This window comes from Crenobacter intestini, from assembly GCF_004919095.1.
GTDB lineage: Bacteria > Pseudomonadota > Gammaproteobacteria > Burkholderiales > Chromobacteriaceae > Craterilacuibacter > Craterilacuibacter intestini.
Map to the genome: position 1 here is coordinate 1 of NZ_STGJ01000026.1, position 21,458 is coordinate 21,458.

17 protein-coding genes and 2 pseudogenes are annotated in these 21,458 nt (G+C 59.9%); 4 read left to right on the top strand and 15 right to left on the bottom strand.

The window, feature by feature from the left end; translation table 11 throughout:
- Window positions 1–67: 67 nt before the first annotated feature.
- Both E5K04_RS15750 and E5K04_RS15755 read left to right on the top strand, forming a co-directional pair.
- Window positions 68–1,129 (top strand): hypothetical protein, encoded by a 1,062-nt coding sequence (locus E5K04_RS15750; RefSeq protein ID WP_136555806.1) that lies wholly within the window; start codon window positions 68–70, stop codon window positions 1,127–1,129.
- 8 nt (window positions 1,130–1,137) lie between these two features.
- Window positions 1,138–1,515, top strand: coding sequence for a hypothetical protein (locus E5K04_RS15755; RefSeq protein WP_205700400.1), 378 nt, complete (start codon window positions 1,138–1,140; stop codon window positions 1,513–1,515).
- 156 nt (window positions 1,516–1,671) lie between these two features.
- Here E5K04_RS15755 and E5K04_RS15760 read toward each other — a convergent pair whose 3' ends face one another.
- Together E5K04_RS15760 and E5K04_RS15765 are read right to left on the bottom strand one after the other, a co-directional pair.
- The gene (locus E5K04_RS15760) at window positions 1,672–1,839 is read right to left on the bottom strand and encodes a type I restriction-modification system subunit M N-terminal domain-containing protein (RefSeq protein ID WP_205700401.1); all 168 of its coding nucleotides are present in this window, start codon (window positions 1,837–1,839) and stop codon (window positions 1,672–1,674) included.
- A gap of 184 nt (window positions 1,840–2,023) precedes the next feature.
- On the bottom strand, window positions 2,024–2,341 hold the full coding sequence (locus tag E5K04_RS15765) for a helix-turn-helix domain-containing protein (protein WP_205700402.1): 318 nt from the start codon (window positions 2,339–2,341) through the stop codon (window positions 2,024–2,026).
- A 90-nt stretch (window positions 2,342–2,431) separates the two neighbouring features.
- Here E5K04_RS15765 and E5K04_RS15770 point away from each other — a divergent pair, with 90 nt between their 5' ends.
- The gene (locus E5K04_RS15770) at window positions 2,432–2,707 is read left to right on the top strand and encodes a helix-turn-helix domain-containing protein (RefSeq protein WP_136555808.1); all 276 of its coding nucleotides are present in this window, start codon (window positions 2,432–2,434) and stop codon (window positions 2,705–2,707) included.
- Window positions 2,708–2,871: 164 nt separating this feature from the next.
- Complete coding sequence (locus E5K04_RS15775) at window positions 2,872–3,741, top strand: IS4 family transposase (protein ID WP_136555809.1); 870 nt, start codon at window positions 2,872–2,874, stop codon at window positions 3,739–3,741.
- An 82-nt stretch (window positions 3,742–3,823) separates the two neighbouring features.
- Here the strand turns inward: E5K04_RS15775 and E5K04_RS15780 are convergent, their stop codons facing one another.
- From E5K04_RS15780 to E5K04_RS15840, 13 genes and pseudogenes are all read right to left on the bottom strand, one after another.
- Window positions 3,824–4,018, bottom strand: coding sequence for a hypothetical protein (locus E5K04_RS15780; RefSeq protein WP_136555810.1), 195 nt, complete (start codon window positions 4,016–4,018; stop codon window positions 3,824–3,826).
- A gap of 478 nt (window positions 4,019–4,496) precedes the next feature.
- The gene (moaC, locus tag E5K04_RS15785; protein ID WP_136555811.1) at window positions 4,497–4,979 is read right to left on the bottom strand and encodes a cyclic pyranopterin monophosphate synthase MoaC; all 483 of its coding nucleotides are present in this window, start codon (window positions 4,977–4,979) and stop codon (window positions 4,497–4,499) included.
- A gap of 477 nt (window positions 4,980–5,456) precedes the next feature.
- Complete coding sequence (locus tag E5K04_RS15790) at window positions 5,457–6,524, bottom strand: tellurite resistance/C4-dicarboxylate transporter family protein (protein ID WP_136555812.1); 1,068 nt, start codon at window positions 6,522–6,524, stop codon at window positions 5,457–5,459.
- A 136-nt stretch (window positions 6,525–6,660) separates the two neighbouring features.
- Window positions 6,661–9,015, bottom strand: a complete 2,355-nt coding sequence (gene hypF / locus E5K04_RS15795; protein WP_136555813.1) for a carbamoyltransferase HypF — start codon at window positions 9,013–9,015, stop codon at window positions 6,661–6,663.
- A 178-nt stretch (window positions 9,016–9,193) separates the two neighbouring features.
- Window positions 9,194–9,940 carry a peptidylprolyl isomerase gene (locus tag E5K04_RS15800; RefSeq protein WP_136555814.1) on the bottom strand — a complete coding sequence of 249 codons (747 nt, stop codon included), beginning with the start codon at window positions 9,938–9,940 and terminating at the stop codon, window positions 9,194–9,196.
- A 171-nt stretch (window positions 9,941–10,111) separates the two neighbouring features.
- A pseudogene (narI, locus tag E5K04_RS15805) lies at window positions 10,112–10,792 on the bottom strand (respiratory nitrate reductase subunit gamma); the annotation flags it as partial.
- Window positions 10,789–11,442, bottom strand: coding sequence for a nitrate reductase molybdenum cofactor assembly chaperone (gene narJ / locus E5K04_RS15810; protein WP_136555816.1), 654 nt, complete (start codon window positions 11,440–11,442; stop codon window positions 10,789–10,791). The gene narJ and the pseudogene narI, both read right to left, overlap by 4 nt.
- A 45-nt stretch (window positions 11,443–11,487) precedes the next feature.
- Complete coding sequence (gene narH, locus E5K04_RS15815; RefSeq protein WP_136555817.1) at window positions 11,488–13,038, bottom strand: nitrate reductase subunit beta; 1,551 nt, start codon at window positions 13,036–13,038, stop codon at window positions 11,488–11,490.
- Window positions 13,035–16,766, bottom strand: a complete 3,732-nt coding sequence (locus E5K04_RS15820) for a nitrate reductase subunit alpha (RefSeq protein WP_136555818.1) — start codon at window positions 16,764–16,766, stop codon at window positions 13,035–13,037. The genes narH and E5K04_RS15820 overlap by 4 nt, the downstream gene beginning before the upstream one ends.
- A gap of 224 nt (window positions 16,767–16,990) precedes the next feature.
- Complete coding sequence (locus E5K04_RS15825) at window positions 16,991–18,376, bottom strand: NarK family nitrate/nitrite MFS transporter (protein WP_136555819.1); 1,386 nt, start codon at window positions 18,374–18,376, stop codon at window positions 16,991–16,993.
- A gap of 24 nt (window positions 18,377–18,400) precedes the next feature.
- Window positions 18,401–19,705 (bottom strand): MFS transporter, encoded by a 1,305-nt coding sequence (locus E5K04_RS15830; protein WP_136555820.1) that lies wholly within the window; start codon window positions 19,703–19,705, stop codon window positions 18,401–18,403.
- Window positions 19,706–20,042: 337 nt separating this feature from the next.
- A pseudogene (locus E5K04_RS15835) lies at window positions 20,043–20,125 on the bottom strand (IS200/IS605 family transposase); the annotation flags it as partial.
- 84 nt (window positions 20,126–20,209) lie between these two features.
- The gene (locus E5K04_RS15840; protein ID WP_136555821.1) at window positions 20,210–21,454 is read right to left on the bottom strand and encodes an NnrS family protein; all 1,245 of its coding nucleotides are present in this window, start codon (window positions 21,452–21,454) and stop codon (window positions 20,210–20,212) included.
- Window positions 21,455–21,458: the final 4 nt, after the last annotated feature.

Genomic DNA, 21,458 nt, shown 5'->3' on the forward strand with positions numbered 1-21,458 from the left:
CACCTCCTTGTGGCGCCTAGTGTGAGGCTCTCGTGGTGTCTAGGAAAGGAGGGGCGATTCACACTGCTTGGAAACTACCGTAGCTGACGGAAAAACGCACTACTTGGTGAAAGGGCGCACAACGAAATTTAACAATGGCCTGCCGAAGCAGGTTCGTTGGGTGACTAACCGGGAAGGTGCGCAGGCTATCAAGGTCGCTCAAGCCATCGCTGATGCCATTTATGCGGTGCATGGCACAGTACCGGATGCCGTCGCAGGCCCTCGGTTGAAGTACCCTCTATTTCCATCTACGGGCTACCTGGGCTTTGCAGACGTAAGACAGGCACCGGAGGACGGTACTTTTTTGACCGCAGGATTGAAATTTATCACTGGCATGACGCTCCAGTCCAAGCTGTTTGCGCCGATTGAGGCTGGCGACCTCAAAGAACTGGAGCAAATTGACCCACATAGAGCCTGGGGAAGCGAAGAGGCCTTCCAAGTCGGTGCGCCCTGGCAATTTAAAACACATCAACTTCGGCGTTCGCTTGCCCTGTATGCACAGCGGTCGGGCCTAGTGTCACTGCCGTCTCTACGGCGCCAATTGCAGCACCTAACTGAAGAGATGTCCAGCTACTACGCCAAGGGTTCGGCATTTGCCCGCGACTTTATCGGTGACGAGAAAGACCACTTCGGATTGGAGTGGCAGGCCACACAGCCTGAGTCCGCCGCACTTGGCTACATCCTGAATGTTCTGATGGCAGATGATGTTCTGATTGGTGGCCACGCGAATTGGGTTCATCATCGCCTGAGGGATGAAAATGGCCTTGTGCTTGTTGACCGAGAGGCAACGCTGCGCCGGTTCAAAAAAGGCGAAATGGCGTACAAGGAAACCCTTATCGGCGGTTGCACGAACACAGGGGAATGCGACCAAGTGCCCCTACGCTGGCTGCATGTGGATTGCCTGCGCGACGGTTGTCGAAACCTAGTATGCAGCCTGTCCAAGCTGGAGCGCGTAGTAGTCGCTCAGGAGCAGCTGGTAGCGGCTATCGACCCACAATCAATTGAATATCGGACCGAGTTTGCTGACCTTGAAGTGTTGCGTAGTGCCCGCGACAAGGCCAAACAAGAACCTGTTGGAGAGCCGCAATGAGCAATGTATTGACTGATTACTACGATGCACTGGAACGGTTGGTTGCCGGAACCCCGAAGGTCGTGGCCCTGGGAACCAAGATAACTAATGACGCAGTGGCGCTTGAGGCCGGCCGTGGCAAGGGAAGCATCAAAAAGTCCCGGGACATCTTCGCTGACCTAATTGTCGCAATCGACCAAGCGGCTGAGGCGCAAGCAAAGGCGGCGAAGCCCGACAAAGAACGACTCGCAAAGCTGAAGGCTAGTGCCGACGACTACCGCGAGAAGTGGGAGGCGGCCCTGGGCCGCGAGGTTTGCCTCCTCCGCGAAGTCTACGAGTTGAAAAAGCAACTTGCGGCGCTGACGGGCGGGAGCGTACTTCCTATTCGTGGTGGCAACGGAGAATGAGATGAAAACACAAAATTCATTTGACATCAGTATCGCGCTCCCCCCCCCCACCGCTCATGCCCCAACACGCCCTGGTTCAGCAACTGCTGCTGCAGGTGCCAGTTCGGCTCTTGAGTGCGACCATATCGGCAAAGCTGCCGCCTTCCGGGATATCGATCAACGCATTCTTGTCGCCGCGTAGCGGTCGGACACGTATTTCACGAACAATAGAACGAGGATGTAATCCTTGTACTGGCTAGCATCCATGCCGCCGCGCAGTTCGTCGCAGCTCTTCCACAACGAGGAATAAAGCTCGGACTTCTTGGTGGAATAAGGTGGTTTCAATCGTTAGCAAGCATGCCAACAACTCGGCGGGAACAGTCGTGCCGGCAAGCGGATAGCGGGTTGTCGCGGCGCATATTACCAGCCGCTGCGGATAGCAGGAATTGCTCTTCAGGCGGACAGGACAGAGTCATGCAAAATGCGTAGTCCGTTGCGTAAACGCAAGGGAGTCAACGGGAGCGACGCCTTACGGTTGCTGCCGTAGCTGCTCGATGAGGCTCAGCAACGCCTGCTTCTGCTCGGCTGTCAGTTGGTGGGCGGCATCGACGATGGAGGCGTCAAGATCATCTTCGCAGTAGAACCAGGCAACCGGCACGTCCAGCAGCTCGGCAATCCGCTTGAGTGTCGCAAAATCCGGCGCGTGTTTGCCGCGTTCGTACTGGTTCATGCGTGCGCTCGCATTGTTCGGGTCCAGCCCCAGCAACACGCCAAGCTGTTGCTGGGTCAGATCCTTACGGACTCGCGCCTGCTTCAGGCGCTGGGGAAACGGGCTGGTCAAAGACATGAGAAAGACAAGGGCAGGATGCTCATGCCTAAGATTCTCTTAGCCCTACTCCGTAAGGTATACTAAGGTTTTCTTAGTTTTCAAGATCCCATGAAACACCACTATCCGGACCATTTGAAGATCGAGGTGTTGCAACACCTGGAAAAGGTGGGCAGCTTGACGCAAGCTGCCCGCAAGTTCAGCATCCACCCCTCGACCGTGTACGGGTGGAAGCACATCGGGTTGGCAGCTTTTTGCCAGCGAGCCTCCCTCTGCCCGCCCCCGGCCAATGCAGTCTCCACCGACCCCAACGCCCGCATCCAGCGTCTGGAACAGGAAAACGCAGTGTTGCGGGAGGCGGCGAAGTTGTACTTTGGGTACAAGTAGCAACGCGCTACTTCGGTACTCTCTTGGCAATCCCGCAAGCACAGCTAATCGCGTGGGTCAGATTTACTTCGGCGATTCAGGGGAAAGTGGGTCAGAATTCAGTCGGCGTTGGCATCAGCACGGTCGGATGGCCGGATTGCCCGGGATGATGCCTTCCGCATGGCGTGCAAGAAGCTGAAGCCTTCCTCCTTACCGACCTCAACCAATGCATCGTCGCCGACGCGCCTACGACAGCGCGCTGGCATGGTTATCGCGTGCTGACGGCTGACTCCACCACCTTGATGTTGCCAAGCATGCATCCCGATACCCGCTCGGCAGACCTGGGGTTCAATTGCTACCACTACCCGGGCGGGCATTACAGCCTGGCGCGCGGCGCCGGCCTGTGCGATACCGCCACCGGCCTGATGCTGCGTGCCGACATCGCGTCTGACGCGAGAGGTGAGCGCGACATGCTGGTCGAGCAACTGGCAGAACTGAAGCGCGACGACCTGTTGGTGCTGGATCGGGGCTATCCGGCCTATTGGCTGTTTGCCCTGCTCAACCAATGCGGTCATGCTTTCTGCATGCAGCTCTCTGCATCGTTCAATGCAGCGGTCAAACGCTTTGTCGCTTCCGGGCGCACGTCCACGATCATGACGATCAACCCAGACCAGTCGCAGCATCAGGCTTTCAAGCAACGCGAGATACCGGTCAACGCCTTCTCGCTGCGACTGGTCCGTGTCCTGCTCCCAAGCGGTCAGATCGAGGTGCTGGCCACCAACTTGCTGGACGAGGCGGCCTTTCCCGCTGCCGACTTCGCCGCGCTGTACCATCGGCGCTGGCGCATCGAGGAAGCCTTCCGCCACCTCAAGTCCTGCCTGAAGCTGGAACAGTTTGGCGGCGAAACCCCACTGGCCATACAGCAGGAATTCCATGCAGCCATCCTGCTGCACAACCTGGCGACACTGGCCGCCATGGATGCCCTGTCGCAACGCGGGGAGTCGGACGCACTGACCTTCGGCGCCAACCTGACGCACGCAAGCCATCTGATTTGACTTCACTTGCCAAGCTTGCTGGCCAACCCCGACCAGTGTGCTGCGCTATGCGAGCTTCTGCTGGAGGGCATCGCCAAGAAGATCACCCGTCGCCGACTTGGCCGGCGTGGCTCGCCACGCAAGCCGGATCGAAAGAAGCCTCACCCACACCGTGCGTACAAGTGATTGATCCGTTGACGGAATTGCTTAATTTCGCGGCATTGCCCAGTGACTCCACCGGATCACCCAGCTTGGACAGCTTGCTTTCACGTTCTTCGGCGGCGAACAGGCTCTTCATCGGGGCATCTCGGTCAGTGCATGCTCAGATCATGCCAGAACGGGAGGTTTCTGGAAGTCCCCGTAATTGATCCGTTGAATGAATTGCCTAATTTCGCGGCATTTCCGGAAAATGCGGGCAAATAAAGATTAGATGTCAAGTATAGGACGCGTCTTCAAAAATTCCTCCAATGCAGGTTGCTCCCATGCCGTCCAAGCGCAACGCATACAACTGTTCTGCGAACAGATGACACAACACGATAATCAGTCATGATGTTGCTTGTGGCCTTCCTGAAATGCCGAAAGCAACAATTTTTCGCCTCCTCAACTGAGGGAAATCTGTGTGGCGAAACTCTTTTCCACGTCTGACCTCCTAAATAGGCATTCGATTTTCTATGTTCCGCGTACAAACCCGTGCCCCCGCAACAAGCAGATCGCTTCCGATCTCAATAGATTTTAAATGTAAGTAAGATGTATGCCTCTAGCCGTCATCCATAGTCTCACGGGGCGCATGCCATCCACATTCCAGACTTTCCTCCATCCTTTTTCAAAAGACGGATTCCTTTTATCTCCATTCCTTTGTCAATAGACTTAAGCATGTCATATACAGTCAGCAGGCCTATACCTACTGCACTGAGCGCCTCCATTTCCACCCCAGTACGTCCTAATGTCTGACAAATAACATCAATTTGCAAAGAACTGGTTTCATGATCAGGCAGAAAATCGACGGCAACACTAGTCAGCGAAATTGGATGACACAATGGTATAAGGTCGGCGCACCGCTTGGCCCCTTGTATTGCAGCGATGCGTGCGACTCCCAGTACATCACCCTTCTTACTTGCACCGTCGAGTAAAATATTGAATGTTGAAGGATTCATTTTTATTACCCCAACAGCATGAGCCAAACGTAGAGTTTCCTGTTTGAGCCCAACATCAACCATGTGTGCCTTGCCGTCGCTGTTGAAATGAGTCAATTCATTCATGGAATGCCCTTTATTTTTATCTAAGTATTTTATTAGTCGATCATTGCACTACGGATCTATCAATGGATGATTAAGCCAATGCCAGCATCTCACGCTTAAGGCTTCATAGAAAATTAGATCGCAGTGAACAATACTGCGCAAAACAGAGCGATGCAAATATTTATAACGCATTTCCATCCTGCTGTAACCATTGAAACATCCATATACATATCAGCGACTAGCGATGCCTTAATCGATGCAATCACAAACAATTCCCAGCGAGATGGAGACTGCATCCAGAATTCCATTAAGCAATGTAAATACAGCAGTATGGCAACAAGCGGGAAGACAAGACAAAGCTTTAAAACAATACCGCGCACATATATCATGACCTCACCTTTCGCCTGTCAGTGCCATGCTATATTGAATAGCCTTGCTTATATTAACAGCACTCATATAAATTAATGAAAAATTGCATTAATTTAAATATTCCACAGATCAACGGATTAGTTTTTCCCTAAAACTATTCAGCATTGCCAATAAAACACTCACCCATACAAACCATGCCACCCATATCATCAGATGAGAGATAATTTCAAATGGCGGAAAGTTCGCTGACGCGCCCAGTCTAGCGCTAGAAACGGCGTACATCCCCAAAGGAAAGACAAAACTCCACAACACGGGCTCGTATAAAACAGGCATTTTTTTAATAAAATGTTTCCATACTGCGAATATAATAAGCATTGGAATCCACCAGGTTGCCCACGCCCAGCAAATCATCGTCACACCATTTACAAACGGATGTTGCTCTACCAAATATGTCAACGATGGCTTAGATTCAAGAAGACTGATGCCAGCATTTGCGGAAATGGCCGATGCCCCCATGATAACTCCAAATAATGGCGAAGTATCTTTAGGATGCAGTGTCAGGAAAAATATTCGGTAGCAAAATAATGTTACAAAAATTCCGTAAAACACCAAACCGAGCCCCCATAACATGTGTATCTCGGTCAGCATATAATCAGCCCATACACCCAGATCCACAGCCACTCTAGCCCCAAGCAGTACGAGTGAATGTGTACCCACAATCGTAATCAACCATCCACCATGCACAATATTAACATTGTGCTCATGACTGACAAATGTCAGCACACTGAAGGCGAAATAGAGCAATAAACACCAAACCACAAAGGCTATCATCCAGCATAGCCACGACAAAGCCATCAGATTGTTTTCGCGAAAAAGCAAGCCAACAATATCGGTTGCAGCCACAAAAGTGAAGTATGAAAAAACCAAGCGGGGATTGAGTAGGTCTTTCCATACAACCAACGGAAATACTACCAATCTCACAGCACTTAAAACAACCAAAACACACCAAGTTATTATTGAAAATAAATATAGCAACTTCGCAAGAATAAAATACCCCAACAACTTGAATCCAATAGAAACAATCCCACTGGACATAACAACGGCGAAGTTGCCTGGATGCATTGAGTGCAACATCGACGCCCCATGAACCCGAGACGCTTTGCTAGATAATATTGAGATAAGCTTAATATTACGCATGCCACGCACCAAAAATAGTCACTTTTGATGAATCGACTTTTGTCAAGATTTATAGATATTATAAATGCATAAAATCAATTGCCGACACTAAGGCTTCATAAAAGATAAGTTCGACATTCCATCAACGCAAAGCCTATCAATCCAAGTCAACTCGATACAGTCCCAATTGTGTGTCTGCTGCATCAGCACTTGCGTTAAAAGAAGCTAAAAGTCTCTCTCGGGCAACCCAAGCCTGACCCAGGCTTAGCCCGCCGTCGTTCGGCGGCAGGGCGATGGGACGCAGCACGCTGAGGCCGGCCGCGGTCAGCCTCTCCAGCAACAGCCTCATCAGGCGGCGGTTGGCGCAGCAGCCGCCGGCGATGGCGACGGTGCCCAGGTCGGCCTGGCGGGCGGCCTGCACGGTCCAGTCGGCGAGCGCGGCGGCCAGCGTCGCGTGCCAGAGGCTGGCGATCGCGCCGGCGTCGTCCCCGAGCGTCAGCAGGTGGCGCACCAGCGGCGACAGGTCGAGTTGTCCGTCGGCCATCTGCCAGCCGCCTGCGAGCGGCGCGCAATCTTCTGCCATTTCCTCGAGTTTCTGCTGGGCCTCGTTGTCGAAGCGCTGCTCCTTGCACAGCCCGGCCAGCGCCGCGATCGCGTCCGTCCACAGCGCGAGGCTGCTGGTCTGCCAGCCCTCGAACGGCCTGCCCAGCTGCGGCGCAAGCGCCGGCCACGCCGGGTGGCTGCCAAAGCGCTGCCGGGCCTCGGCGTCCTCGCCCATCGCGCACAACAGGCCGACCGCCATCAGCCACGGTTCGCGTACCGCCCGCGCGCCGCCGATCAGCGGCAGCGGCGAGAGCTGGCCCAGCCGCGTGAATTCGCCGCCCGCACAGCGCAGCAACTCGCCGCCCCATGCCTTGCCATCGTCGCCGAGGCCGACCGCGTCGAGCGCGAGGCCGAGCACCGGCCCGCTGCGGCCGTGTTCGGCGAGCACCGCGCCGATATGCGCGTGCTGGTGCTGGACATGGATCAGCGGGACGCCGAAGTGGCCGGAGAGCTCCTCGGCCAGCTCGCTCGGGTAGTGGCTGGGGTCAAGGTCGCAGGCGACCGCCTGCGGCCTCACCGCGGTCAGCTCGAGCAGGTGGTGGCAGACTTCCTCCATCGCCTGGCATGACAGCGGGTCGCCGACGTCGCCGACATGCTGGGAGACGAAGGCCTCGCGCCCGCGCAGCACGGTCAGGGTGTTCTTCGCCGGCACGCCGGTCGCCAGCACGTTGGGGCCGTCGCCTTGCAGCAGCACCGGGTCCGGCGCGTAGCCGCGCGCGCGCCGGTGCATCAGCGTCTGCCCCTCGTGCAGCGCGAGCACGCTGTCGTCGCAACGCACCACGATGTTGCGGTTGTGCAACAGGAAGACGTCGGCGACCTGGTTCAGCCGTTCGCGTGCCTCTTGGTTGTTGGTGACGATGGGCTCGCCGGATGGGTTGGCGCTGGTCATCACCCACACGCGGTCGCTCGCCTCGTCGCGCCAGACGCTGCCTTGCGGACGGCCGAGTGCTTCGTGGAACAGCAGCCACTGCATCGGGGTGTACGGCAGCATCACGCCCAGGGTGGAGAGCCCCGGCGCGACGCCGGGCAACAGCGCGTCGATGCCTTCCTTCTTGTCAAGCAGCACGATGGGGCGCGACACCGACGCGAGCGCCTCGGCCTCGGCGTCGCTGACATGGCACAGCCTGCGCGCGGATTCGACGTTGAGCACCATCACCGCCAGCGGCTTCTGCTGGCGTTTCTTCTGGCCGCGCAGCCGCTCGACCGCGTCGGCGCGTGTCGCGTCGCACACTAGGTGGAAGCCGCCCAGCCCCTTCATGGCGACGCTGCGGCTTATTTCTAGAATCTGCAGGGCGCCTGCGATCGGATCGCCCTTGAGCAATTCTCCAAAGCGGTCGGTCAGCATCAGGCGCGGCCCGCACTGCGGGCAGGCGTTCGGCTCGGCGTGGAAGCGGCGGCTGGCCGGGTCTTCGTACTCCTCGCGGCACGCCGGGCACAAGTCGAACGCCGACATGCTGGTCTCGGCGCGGTCGTAGGGCAGCGAGTGGGTGATGGTGTAGCGCGGCCCGCAGTCGGTGCAGTTGGTGAACGCGTAGCGGTAGCGGCGGTCGCTGCCGTCAAAGAGTTCGTCCAGGCAGTTCGGGCAGGTCGCAATGTCGGTCGGGATGCGCGCGCCGCGAGCTTTGCCCTGGCTGTCGGCGATCTCGAACTGGGTTTCCGTCTCGATGAGCGGCAGACGCGTCTCGTCGAGTCCGTCGACACGGGCGAGCGGCGGCAGGTGCAGGGTCAGCGCGCGGCGGCACGCGCGTAGCTGCTGGGGGTCGCCCTGCAGTTCGACGTCGACGCCCGCGCCGGTATTGCGGACAAAACCGGTAAGCGGGTAGGCCCTGACGGTCCTCCACACATAAGGACGGAAACCCACGCCTTGTACACGCCCGTGAAATGTCAGTCTGATTCGGCAGGAAGTCATCAAGCTTTCTTCCTCAATCCCCCTCGGTCAGCCTGCTGATTCCCAGACCTTGCCGCAGGTTTGTTAGCTCTGTACAAATTAACGAAGCGCAGCAAATTTATAAATTTGATTGCTCCGCTAGAATTTGCTTTTTGTAAAAATATTCGGCCAGCACCGGATACTGGCCGAATTTCTGCTTTCATTGCACCAGTGGGGTTTCTGCCCCGGGCAGATCGATCCCGCTAATCCGAGCAGCACCTACTAGGCGCTTCAAGTACTGACGGGTTGCCGCATCGCGGCTGGCCGCTGCGAGTACGTCTTCAATCTGCTTGCTAACAGCCTCGTAAGGCAGCAGCATGCCCGGCTCGCGGTGGGCAGCACGCACGATATGCAGGCCAAAACGAGTGGGCAGCAAGCGACCCATCAACTCGCCGTCGGCCAGCGCAAACACTGCGCGCTCGAATTCGGGCACCGTCTCGCCACGGCGGATCTGCCCCAGATTGCCGCCTTGCGTGCCCGACGGACAGTTCGAATAGCGCGCGGCGAGTTCGGCGAAACGCGAGGGGTCTGTCTGTACCTCGGAGAGCACCGCTTCCGCCCGTTCGGTCAACGCTGTCAGATCAACATGGTCGGTCACCTGGAACAGGATGTGGTCAACCTCGACCAATTCGCCGACGGTGAAGCGTTCCCGGTGTTGCGCGTAGTGGCGACGGCAGGCCTCATCGTCGGGGATGGGCACCTTCACTTCGCGTGCAAGCAGCGCGTCGATCGCGGCGTCGCTGTCGCCGCAATCAATTCCCGCAGCATCCGCAGCATCGATGAGTACCCGCCGCACCACCCAAGCGGTGGTCGCCGCGGCCACCGGGTTGGCCGTGTCCTGATAGTCGGGCAGCGCGGCCTCGATTTCTGCGTCGGTCAGTTCGACGCCGTTGACAATGACGGGCATGGTATCTCCTTCTTTGTAAGAACGGCCGCCCGCGGGCGGCCGGGGGCGCGCTTATTTGCGGTAGCTTGCCTGCGGGGCAGCCGGGCGGACCTTCGCTTGCGCCCCCACCGGGGCCGCAGCGGCTTTCTTGGCCAGCGTGCGCTGGCTATGGCCGTAGCGCAGCGCCGCGTTGCGCGGGCGCACCAACTGCCAGGCGCGGGTCAGGTAAGTCACCGACGCGAAGCCGCTCCACACATGCACGAGGCGGGTGAACGGGAAGATCACGAACAGCGTCATCCCCATGAAGAGGTGCGCCTTGAAGAGCCACGGCACCTCGGCCATCAGTTCGCCCGTACCGCCCCGGAAGGTGACGACATGCTGCGCCCAGGTCATCAGCACCACCATCAGGTGGCCGTCGGTGTGCTGGATCGACAGGAAGATGGTCGATAAGCCCAACAGCAGGGTCACTAGGATCCACAGCGATACCAGCTTGTCAGCGGGGCGGGTCACCGCGCGGATACGCTCATTACCGAAACGTCGCGCCAACAGAATCAACATCCCGATCAGCGCACTGGTTCCAAAAATGCCACCCATCACCACCGCGACCATCTGCTTGAAGCCGTGGCTGACGCCCAGCGCGTCCCACACCGCAACCGGCGTCAAGAGGCCGACGAAGTGGCCGAAGAACAGGCCGAGGATGCCGACGTGGAACAGGATGTTGCCGGCACGCAGCGCACCGGTATGCAGAAGCTGCGATGAGTCGGTCTTCCAGCTGTACTGCTCGCGCTCGAAACGCGCGAGCGAGCCGAAGAAGAAGATCGCCAGCGCAAGATACGGGTAGATCCCGAACAGGAAGTGGTCAAGGTAGCTCATTGCATGGCTCCCGTGCGTTGTGCGCCTTCGCGGCGCGGGTAGAAACGGATAGTGTGCTGGTTGTCTGGCTTCAGAAGCGGTTCTACACCGTCATCGCCAACGCCGAAGGCATCCATCGCCTCGTCCATGTCGCGCACTGGTGGCTCGCCCAGCTCGCGCGGTACGACGTCGGTCAGGGTGGTCAGTACAACAAACACTGCGGCGTATGGGCTCTCGTTACGTGCGAGGCGCGCACCAATACCGGCGAGCACGTGGATTGCGTCGTCAAGCAGCGCCTCTGCTTCGCTGGGTGGCATCATCCCCAGCAGCTCAAGGAAGGTCGGTACATGGTCGGGCAGTTCGCTGCCCGAGGGCTCGACGCCGTGCCGGCGGTACTCCTCCAGCAAGTCGACCATGGCCTGGCCGCGGTCGCGGCTTTCGCCGTGGATATGCTCGAACAGGTGCAGCGAGTGCGCCGGGTTGCGGTCGAAGGTCGCGACGTAGTTTTCCTGCAGCGCGATCAGGTCGCCGCCGGTAAGTAGCTCGGTCAGCGGCGACAACGTCTCGCGCGCGTCCGGCCAGGCGTCGAGCGACTGGCAGATCTCGGGCAGCGCGGCAAGCAGCGCCTCGTCCGGGTAACTCGCCAGCGCGGATAAGATGCGGTAAATCATGCGTATCTCCTGGTGGGCGCCGGCGGTGACCCGCCGGCGCGTCGCTTACAGCTCGGCCTTCGCCTTACGCGACTTGGGCATGTCGACAAAGATCACGCTGCCTTGCGGCTTCTTGCCGAACAGCGAACCGTCCGAGGTGCCGCCCGAACAGCCGTTGCCGAAAGTGAAGCCGCACGAGGCCTTATCGTTGAAGCTGTCCTCGACCATTTCCTTGTGCGAGCTCGGGATTACGAAGCGGTCTTCGTAGTTGGCGATCGCCATCGTCTGGTACATATCCTCGATGGTCGCCGCGTTCAAACCGACCTGCGCAAGCACCGCACTGTCCTCCTTGCCGTGCACCACCTCGGCGCGCTTGTACGCACGCATCGCCAGCATGCGCTCCAGCGCACTGACAACCGGCGCCTCATCGCCCGCGGTAAGCAGGTTGGCCAGATAGCGTACCGGGATGCGCAGGCTCTTCACGTCGGGGATCATGCCCGTCATGCCCATGTGGCCGGCCTCGGCCGCGCCCTGGATCGGCGAGAGCGGCGGGATGTACCACACCATCGGCAGCGTGCGGTATTCCGGGTGCAGCGGGAAGGCGACCTTCCACTCGCACGCCATCTTGTACACCGGCGACTTCACCGCGGCGTCCAGCCAGCTGTCCGGGATGCCCTGTGCGCGCGCCTCGGCGATCACCGCCGGATCGTGCGGGTCGAGGAAGACGTCAAGCTGCGACTGGTACAGATCCTTCTCGGAGGCGACCGATGCAGCCGCTTCGATGCGGTCAGCGTCGTACAGCATCACGCCCAGGTAACGGATACGGCCGACGCAGGTCTCCGAACACACCGTCGGCTGCCCCGCCTCGATACGCGGGTAACAGAACAGGCACTTCTCGGCCTTGCCGCTTTGCCAGTTGAAGTAGATCTTCTTGTACGGGCAGCCGGACACGCACATCCGCCAGCCGCGGCACTTGTCCTGGTCGACCAGCACGATGCCGTCGTCGTCACGCTTGTAGATCGAGCCGGACGGGCAGCTGGCGACGCACGCCGGGTTCAGGCAGTGCTCGCAAAGCCTCGGCAGATACATCATGAAGGTGCTCTCGAAGGTGCTGTACATCTCTTTTTGCACCCCCTCGAACAGCGCGTCGCGGCTGCGCGAGGCGAACTCGCCGCCCAGGTCGTCCTCCCAGTTCGGGCCCCACTCGATCTTGTCCATCTTCTTGCCGGTGATCACCGACACCGGACGCGCGGTCGGCGGCGTCTGGCTCAACGGCGCCTTTTGCAGGTGCTCGTAGTCGTAGGTGAACGGCTCGTAGTAGTCGTCGATCTGCGGCAGGTTCGGGTTGGCGAACAGGTTTGCAAGAATCTTCAGCTTGCCGCCCTGCTTGGGTTCGAGCCGACCGTCGGCGCCGCGCACCCAGCCACCGTTCCACTTCTTCTGGTTTTCCCACTCTTTCGGGTAACCGATGCCGGGCTTGGTCTCGACGTTGTTGAACCACGCGTACTCGACCCCGTCGCGGCTGGTCCACACGTTCTTGCAGGTCACCGAGCAGGTGTGGCAGCCGATGCACTTGTCGAGGTTGAGCACCATGGCTACTTGGGCACGGATTCTCATTGGGCGACTCCTTCTTCTTCGGCGCGCGGCCCTTCCAGCCACTCGACCTTTTTCATCTTGCGCAGGACCACGAACTCGTCACGGTTGGCACCCACGGTGCCGTAGTAGTTGAAGCCGTACGCCTGCTGTGCGTAACCGCCGATCATGTGGGTCGGTTTGAGCACGGTGCGGGTGACCGAATTGTGGATGCCGCCGCGCTTGCCGCTGGTTTCGGCGCCGGGCACGTTCACGATCTTTTCCTGCGCGTGGTACATCAGGCACATGCCCTTGGGCACGCGCTGACTGACCACCACCCGCGCGGTCAGAGTGCCGTTGACGTTGAATACCTCGACCCAGTCGTTGTCGACGATGCCGGCGGCCTTGGCCTCATCCTCCGAGATCCACACGTGCGGGCCGCCGCGGCTGAGGGTGAGCATGCGCAGGTTGTCCGAGTAGGTACTGTGGATGCCCCACTTCTGGTGCGGTGTGATCCAGTTGAGCACCAGCTCGCTATTGCCGTTGGGCTTGCGGCCCAGCATCGGCGCTACCGTCTTCAGGTCGACTGCCGGCTTGTACACGCACTGTCCCTCACCGAAGTCGAGCATCCAGCGGTGGTCCTGGTAGAACTGCTGGCGGCCGGTCAGGGTGCGCCAAGGAATCAGCTCGTGCACGTTGGTGTAGCCGGCGTTGTAGCTGACCTCCTCGCTCTCCAGGCCCGACCAGGTCGGCGCCGAGATGATCTTCCTCGGCTGCGCCTGCACGTCGCGGAAGCGGATCTTGTCGTGCTCGCGCCCGACGGCCAGGTGGGTGTGATCGCGGCCGGTGATCTTGGAGAGTGCGTCCCACGCCTTGACCGACACGTGGCCGTTGGTCTCCGGCGCGAAGGTGAGGATCATCTCGGCCGCGTCGATCGCGGTCTCGAGCTTCGGGCGGCCGGCGTTCACGCCGTCGCCGGCGGCCTTGCCGTTGATGCCGGCAAGCTCGTGCACCTCATGCTCGGTATTCCAGCCGATACCCTTGCCGCCGTTACCCAGTTTGTCCAAGAGCGGTCCCACCGAGGTGAACTTGCGATAGATGTCGGCATAGTTGCGCTCAACTACCGTCATGTTCGGCGCGGTCTTGCCCGGGATCAGATCGCATTCGCCCTTCTTCCAGTCCTTCGGCTCCAGCGGCTGGCCCAGTTCGGCCGGTGTGTCGTGCATCAGCGGGGTCAGCACCAGGTCCTTGCGGGTTCCCAGGTACGCGCCGCCGATCTCGCTGAACTTCTTGGCGATCAGCTTGTAGATTTCCCAGTCGGTCTTACTCTCCCACAAAGGCTGCACCGCTTCGGACAGCGGGTGGATGAACGGGTGCATGTCCGAAGTGTTGAGGTCGTCCTTCTCGTACCAAGTCGCCGTTGGCAGCACGATGTCGCCGTAGAGGCAGGTGGTGCTCATGCGGAAGTCGAGCACGGTCAACAGGTCAAGCTTGCCCTCGGCCGCCTCGCGCACCTTGACTTCGGTCGGCTTGATGCAGTCGCTCTCGTCGCTGAACACCGCGTTCTGCGTGCCCAGCAGGTACTTCAGGAAGTACTCGTGGCCCTTGCCGCTGGAGCCCAGGATGTTGGAGCGCCACACGAACAGGTTGCGCGGGAAGTTGGCCGGGTTGTCCGGGTCCTCGCAGCTCATCGAGAGCTGGCCGGACTTGAGGTTTTCCACCGCGTACGCGACCGGATCCTTGCCGGCGGCCTCGGCCGCGGCAGTGATGTCCAACGGGTTGGTACCCAGCTGCGGCAACGACGGCAGCCAGCCCATGCGTTCGCTGCGCACGTTGGCGTCGAGCATCGACACGCCCTGCCAGCGCGCGGCGTCCGCGGTCGGCGCCAGCAGTTCATCCAGACCCAGCTTCTCGTGCCGCCACTGGCTGGTATGCGCATAGAAGAAAGAAGTGCCGTTCATCTGACGCGGAGGCCGCACCCAGTCCGCAGCAAACGCCAGCGGTGCCCAGCCGAACTGCGGGCGAAGCTTCTCCTGACCGACGTAGTGCGCCCAGCCGCCGCCGCTCTGGCCGACGCAGCCGCACATCATCAGCAGGTTGATGATGCCGCGGTACGTCATGTCCATGTGGTACCAGTGGTTGAGCGCGGCACCGACGATCACCATGCTCTTGCCGTGGGTGTCGTGCGCGTTCTGCGCGAACTCGCGTGCGACCTGCACCACCTGCGCACGCGGCACGCCGGTGTGCTTCTCCTGCCAGGCCGGGGTGTACGGCACGTCGTCGTCGAAGCTGGTCGCGACGTTGCCGCCGCCCAAGCCCTGGTCGACGCCGTAGTTGGCGAGCGTCAAATCGTACACGGTTGCGACCCAGGCACTGGAGCCGTCGGCGAGCGTCACCTTGCGTGCCGGCACTTTACGTACCAACAGTTCGTCGTGTTCGCCTCCGAAGTACGGGAAGCCAACGCCAACCACTTCGTCGTGGCGGCCGTTCAACGACAGCACCGGGTTGACTTCGCGGCCGGATCCGCCGTCTTTCATTTCAAGGTTCCAGCGGCCGACCTTCTCGCCGCCGTTGACGCTACCCTCGCCCCAGCGCAGGCCGACCGTGCCGTTGGGCACCACCAGCTCGCCACTGACACCGTCAAGCAGCAGCGTCTTCCAGTCAGGGTTGTTCGCCTCGCCGTGGTTGCCCGCCAGGTGCGAAGCGCGCAGGAAGTGGTCGGGCACCAGAGTGCCGGCACGTTCCTTGAGCAGCACCAGCATCGGCATGTCGGTGTACTGCTTGACGTAGCCATTGAAGTAGTCGGACTTGCCAGAAAGGTGGAACTCCTTGAGCACCACATGGCCCATCGCCATCGCCAGAGCGGCGTCGGTACCCTGCTTGGGGGCAAGCCAGATGTCGCCGAACTTGGCCATTTCACCGAAGTCGCTGGAAACCGCAATGGTCTTGGTCCCCTTGTAACGCACCTCGGTGTAGAAGTGCGCGTCCGGCGTGCGCGTCATCGGCACGTTGGAGCCCCACACCATCAAATAGGTCGAGTTGTACCAGTCGGCCGACTCGGGCACGTCGGTCTGTTCGCCCCAGATCTGCGGGCTGGCCGGCGGCAGGTCGCAGTACCAGTCGTAGAACGACAGGCAGCCGCCACCGATCAGGCTCAGGTAGCGCGCGCCGGCGGCGTAGCTGACCATGGACATCGCCGGGATCGGCGAGAAGCCGGCGACGCGGTCCGGACCGTACTTCTTGATGGTCAGCGCGTTGGCCGCGGCGATCATCTCGGTCGCGGTGTCCCAGTCGGCGCGCACGAAGCCGCCCTGACCGCGCACGCTCTTGTAGCGCTTGGCCTTCACCGGGTCCTGGCTGATGCTCTCCCAGGCGGCGACCGGGTCCATCGTCTTTCTCGCCTCGCGCCACATTTCCATCAGCCGGCCACGGATCATCGGGTATTTGACGCGCTGCGCCGAGTACACGTACCAGCTGTAGGAGGCGCCGCGCGGGCAGCCGCGCGGCTCGTGGTTGGGCAAGTCGGGCCGGGTGCGCGGGTAGTCGGTCTGCTGGGTCTCCCAGGTGATCAGCCCACTCTTCACGTACACTTTCCACGAGCACGAACCGGTGCAGTTCACACCATGTGTGGAACGAACGATCTTGTCGTGCTGCCAACGGCTGCGGTAGCCGTCCTCCCACTTGCGGTCTTCTTCCACTACTGCGCCGTGCCCGTCGGCGAAGGTTTCCTTCGTCCGGGACAGGAACTTCAGCCTATCCAGAAAGTGACTCATCTTGGCTCTCCTTGTGGCCGTTAATGCGGCCTGAACTCGAATTGCGACGCTGACAGCTTATTCCGAAGCCATAAACCATCACATTCTCCAGAGGGCGAATATCGGCAAGGCAATTGGCCTAATTCTGGCTATGCCGAAAGGACTATCCGCTCACCTTTCAAAAAAAAACCGCGCCTCAGTGGCGCGGCAAAAGGTCGCTAGACCTTGGATTGGAGGAAAACAAACTAGCAGGGCATCGCTGCATTCCTGCGCGCATAGCACCACCAGGTAAGCACCACGCAACTCATATAGAAGGCAATAAACGCGTACAGGGCTGCGTCAACACCCCCCGTCAGATCAATCGAAGTACCAAAGCTCTTCGGAATGAAGAAGCCGCCGTACGCACCGATCGCGCCGGAGAAGCCGAGCACTGCAGCCGACTCCTTAGCCGCGTCAAGCAAAGCCTGCTTCTGGGCCTTTTCCCCCTTGCCAACCACTGCGCGCTGGCGCTCGGTCATGAAGATCACCGGGATCATGCGGAAGGTCGAGCCGTTGCCGATGCCGGTCAGCGCGAACAGCACGATGAACATCGCCAGGAAGCCGTAGAAATTGCCGCCAACCCCACCGTGCGGCAGGAACTGCAGCACGCCGAGCACAGCCAAAATCATTGCAACAAAAACCCATAACGTGACGCGCGCACCACCGACCTTGTCCGAGATCCAGCCACCAATCGGACGCGTCAATGCACCAACCAAGGGACCGAGGAAGGCGTAGGTGGTCGGGTTGATCCCCTCGAACTGCGACTTAGTCAGCATCGCCAGCCCCGCCGAGAAGCCGATGAAGGAGCCGAAGGTGCCGATATACAGCCAGCACATCAGCCAGTTGTGCTTGCGCTTGAAGATCACCGCTTGGTCGGCGAACGAGGCCTTGGCGTCGGCGATGTCGTTCATGCCGAACCACGCGGCCAGCGCGGCCACCGCGATGAACGGCACCCAGATAAAGCCCGCGTTCTGCAACCAGATCGTCTTCTCGACGCCGTCCTTGACGAAGACGTGACCGTCTCCGCCAAAGCCACCGAGGAAGGCGCCGGTGATCACCACCGGCACCACGAACTGCACCAGCGACACGCCGAGGTTGCCGATGCCGGCGTTAAGACCCGTGGCCAGGCCCTTCTTCGCCTTCGGGAAGAAGAAGCTGATATTGGCCATGCTCGAGCTGAAGTTGCCGCCACCCAAGCCGCACAACAGCGCGAGTGCCAGCAGCGTCGGGTAGCTGGTGGTCGGGTCCTGCAGCGCGAAGCCCATGCCGAAGGCCGGGATCAGCAGCGACGCGGTCGAGATCGCCGTCCACTTGCGCCCGCCGAAGATCGGTACCAGGAAGGAGTAGAAGATACGCAAAGTAGCGCCGGAGAGGGCCGGCAACGCCGTCAGCCAGAACATCTGGTTTTTCGACAAGGTAAAGCCCGCCTTGTCGAGGTTGACGACGACGACGCTCCACAGCATCCACACACTGAACGCGAGCATCAGTGCGGGGATCGAGATCCACAGGTTGCGGTTGGCGATCCGCGCCCCTTCTTTCTGCCAGAACGCGGGATTTTCTGGCTCCCACCGTTTAATGATGTGACTAGACATGATGTTCTCCGTGTTGTTCGCCGGTTAGGCGTGCTTACGTACCAGTTTTGAAGTGTCCTGAGCGTGGGCGGCGAGCACTGCCTCGTCATGCGAGACGCGCTCAGACCGGAAGCTGAAGTACATGCAGACAAGGCTCACACACACCGTGCCGTACAGCAGCATGAAGCACGAGCTGCGCACGCCGGTGAGGTCGACCAACGCGCCGAACAGGATGGGCAGGATGAAACCGCCGAGGCCGCCGGCCAGGCCGACGATGCCCGACACCGCGCCGATGTTGTCGCTGAACTCGTCGGAAATGAACTTGAACACCGACGCCTTGCCCACCGCCATCGCCACGCCGACCACGAACATCAGCGCAGTGAACACCCACGGATTGAGGCCGATATGGAAGGTACGCGGACCGTCAACCGTCAACACGGTGAAGTTGGTCTGCGGGTAGCTGAGGATGAAGAAGCACACCCAACATACCCACATCACACACCACGTAGTACGGTAGGCGCCGAAGCGGTCGGACGCCCAGCCGCCGATCGCGCGCAGTACGCCGCCGGGCAGCGAGAAGCACGCGGCGAGGAAGGCCGCCAGCTGCATGTCGAAGCCGTACTCGCCGATGTAGTACTTGGTCATCCACAGCGCCATCGCCACGTAGCCGCCGAACACCACCGAGTAGTACTGGCAGTAGCGCAGCACGCGCGGATCCTTCAGCATCTTCAGCTGAGTGGCGAAACTGGCCGTCGAGGCCACCTTGTGCTCGGGACGGCTCGCGCTGCCAAACCAGAACAGCAAGGCGGTGGCCAGCATCGCCACCGAATACACCTGGGGCACGATGGTCCAGCTGCCGCCAGCGGCGACGATCATCGCCGGCGCGACGAACTTGGTCAGCGCCGAGCCCGAGTTGCCGGCACCGAACACGCCCATCGCCAGGCCCTGCCGGTTTTTCGGGAAGAAGCGCGCGACGTAGGGCGTGCCGACCGAAAACGAGCCGCCAGCGAGGCCGACGAACAGCGCGAGCACCAGGAAGTGCCAGTACTCGGTCGCGTAGCTCATCAGCCAGATCGGCGCCACGGTCGAGAGCATCAGCAAGAAGAACACGATGCGCCCACCGAAACGGTCGGTCCAGATGCCCAGGGGCACCCGTACCAGCGAGCCGGTGAGCACCGGCATCGCCGCCAGCAGGCCAAACTCGGTTTCGTTCAGCCCCAGCTGTTTCTTGATCGGAATGCCCAGCACCGCGAACATCATCCATACCGCGAAGCAGATGGTGAACGCGAAGGTACTGGACGCGAGGACCGTATAAGCCTGCCGCATATTGCCGGCGTTTTGTGCTGACATAGCCACCTCCCGTCTACCCAGTGATCAGTAATGGGAGCAGCTTATGACTTTGGCAAACAGAGGCCAATTATCCAGTCGGCCGAGTTCAGCCGATATTTTGGGGTACAAAATATCGGGTGCCCGCGCCATTATGGCTAGTCACAATGGCTAATCCAAACGGTGCCGCGGCCTACAAAAGAGGAAGGTGGAGAATGAGTGGTGAGCAACAGCATGAGCGGACACAAGCGGAAGAAGAGAGGATTCCCCCGACTTTTGACCCATTGCGCGACAAGCCCAGAGGTTCCGCCCGAGGTCAAGAGCGCGGATGCCGCAGGCGTCCTAATTATCCTGGCGTTTGCTATTCTTCGATGTACTGCCGCCGGATGTCATCGGTGCGCCACTACAGCTTGATGCGAAGTACGAAGGCGACCATAGGACGCCGCTCCGTTTGAGCCACAGGTAAAAATCCCCGAACTATTCGGCGTAGCACGAGCTTAAAGAGAAGAAGTTAATGCTAGACGGAGCTCAACCCTCTTTCCCGTCCGGCCTTGGCTGCGTGTACATCGGCAGGTAACGTACAGACCACAACCCCATTACTAGGACGCTGCCGACCGCAGTTGCCAGCAACAGCGGGGTGCGCAGGCTGGGCACCCATTCGCCCAGCAGACGTAGGATGGTCAACGCCTGCAAGCACCAGAACAACGTCCACGTCAACCGACTGGCGATCAGCGCCCGCCCGGAGTGACCGAGTGTCACCCGGGTGACAAACGCCAGCAGCATCGACAGCATAAAACCCAGAGCCAGCGCATGCAAAGCAGCGTAGCCCGCGCCAATTATCGGCGTTGCGAACGGCCCCGTTTCCAGGACAAGCACCGCCATTCCCAAGCCGGCCCACAGAAAGGCGATGTGCTGCATGGCAAGGAGCGGTACCTTGAACGATCGGACAAGTCGCCAGCGCCAACTGGTATACAGCAGCAGCCCAGCCAGACCAGCGTCAAGCAAGTAGCTTGGCAGCCCCATCAGGTGGATGAGGCCATGCAGCCATACGCCGCCAACCATGCCGTACAGCAGCCAGAGGGGGCGCCACGTCTGGTAGGGCTGCAGCACGTTTGCTGAGAAAAATGGCAACATGCGATGACAGACAATCATGAAAACTGGCAGCAACATCCCCCACAGCAACAGGGTCTCTGCATGGTGGACGAGCTGCCATTGCCTGCTGACTGCAATGAATGCGTACAAGCCAAGCGCGGCAGCGCCTAGCGCGAAGGCGACCAAGATCAGCATTGCGTGCTTGCGGTCTGGCGCGGTACTCACGTGAATGCGGCCGCCCCAAATCAGGCAAGCCCACAACCAGGCTAATCCTTGCAACGTACTGGCAAGCGGCCATAACACAGGTAGGCGCGTCGCCAGCAACAAGCCGACACTACCCAAAGCATAAGGCAGGATGGCAGCCAGCCACGCAACGGTGGCAGGCGGTACGACGCCCAGCCACTTCGGTCCGGCGGTGTAGATAAATCCCAGCATGAAAAGCGGGAAAAAGCCGCTTAACATCAGTTGGCCATGCAAGAAACTTGCTGGCAGTTCTGACAGACTGAACCCGTAACTGCGTCCAACCAACTCCAATAGCCACCACAGCAGCGCCAGCAGCAGCACACTGCCGCCGAGGAAAAAGCCGGCGCGATGAGGCGCCTGCGTTAACAGCCTCACCGACGACGCAGGCTCGATGGGTGCCGGCGTGCGCCCGGCTTTGGATCCGGATGTGTGCAGCATGCAG

Coding starts and splice junctions, on each gene's coding strand:
- E5K04_RS15765 (WP_205700402.1), bottom strand. CDS start 2,341: ATGTCTTTGACCAGCCCGTTTCCCCAGCGCCTGAAGCAGGCGCGAGTC.
- E5K04_RS15770 (WP_136555808.1), top strand. CDS start 2,432: ATGAAACACCACTATCCGGACCATTTGAAGATCGAGGTGTTGCAACAC.
- E5K04_RS15780 (WP_136555810.1), bottom strand. CDS start 4,018: ATGAAGAGCCTGTTCGCCGCCGAAGAACGTGAAAGCAAGCTGTCCAAG.
- moaC (WP_136555811.1), bottom strand. CDS start 4,979: ATGAATGAATTGACTCATTTCAACAGCGACGGCAAGGCACACATGGTT.
- E5K04_RS15790 (WP_136555812.1), bottom strand. CDS start 6,524: ATGCGTAATATTAAGCTTATCTCAATATTATCTAGCAAAGCGTCTCGG.
- hypF (WP_136555813.1), bottom strand. CDS start 9,015: ATGACTTCCTGCCGAATCAGACTGACATTTCACGGGCGTGTACAAGGC.
- E5K04_RS15800 (WP_136555814.1), bottom strand. CDS start 9,940: ATGCCCGTCATTGTCAACGGCGTCGAACTGACCGACGCAGAAATCGAG.
- narJ (WP_136555816.1), bottom strand. CDS start 11,442: ATGATTTACCGCATCTTATCCGCGCTGGCGAGTTACCCGGACGAGGCG.
- narH (WP_136555817.1), bottom strand. CDS start 13,038: ATGAGAATCCGTGCCCAAGTAGCCATGGTGCTCAACCTCGACAAGTGC.
- E5K04_RS15820 (WP_136555818.1), bottom strand. CDS start 16,766: ATGAGTCACTTTCTGGATAGGCTGAAGTTCCTGTCCCGGACGAAGGAA.
- E5K04_RS15825 (WP_136555819.1), bottom strand. CDS start 18,376: ATGTCTAGTCACATCATTAAACGGTGGGAGCCAGAAAATCCCGCGTTC.
- E5K04_RS15830 (WP_136555820.1), bottom strand. CDS start 19,705: ATGTCAGCACAAAACGCCGGCAATATGCGGCAGGCTTATACGGTCCTC.
- E5K04_RS15840 (WP_136555821.1), bottom strand. CDS start 21,454: ATGCTGCACACATCCGGATCCAAAGCCGGGCGCACGCCGGCACCCATC.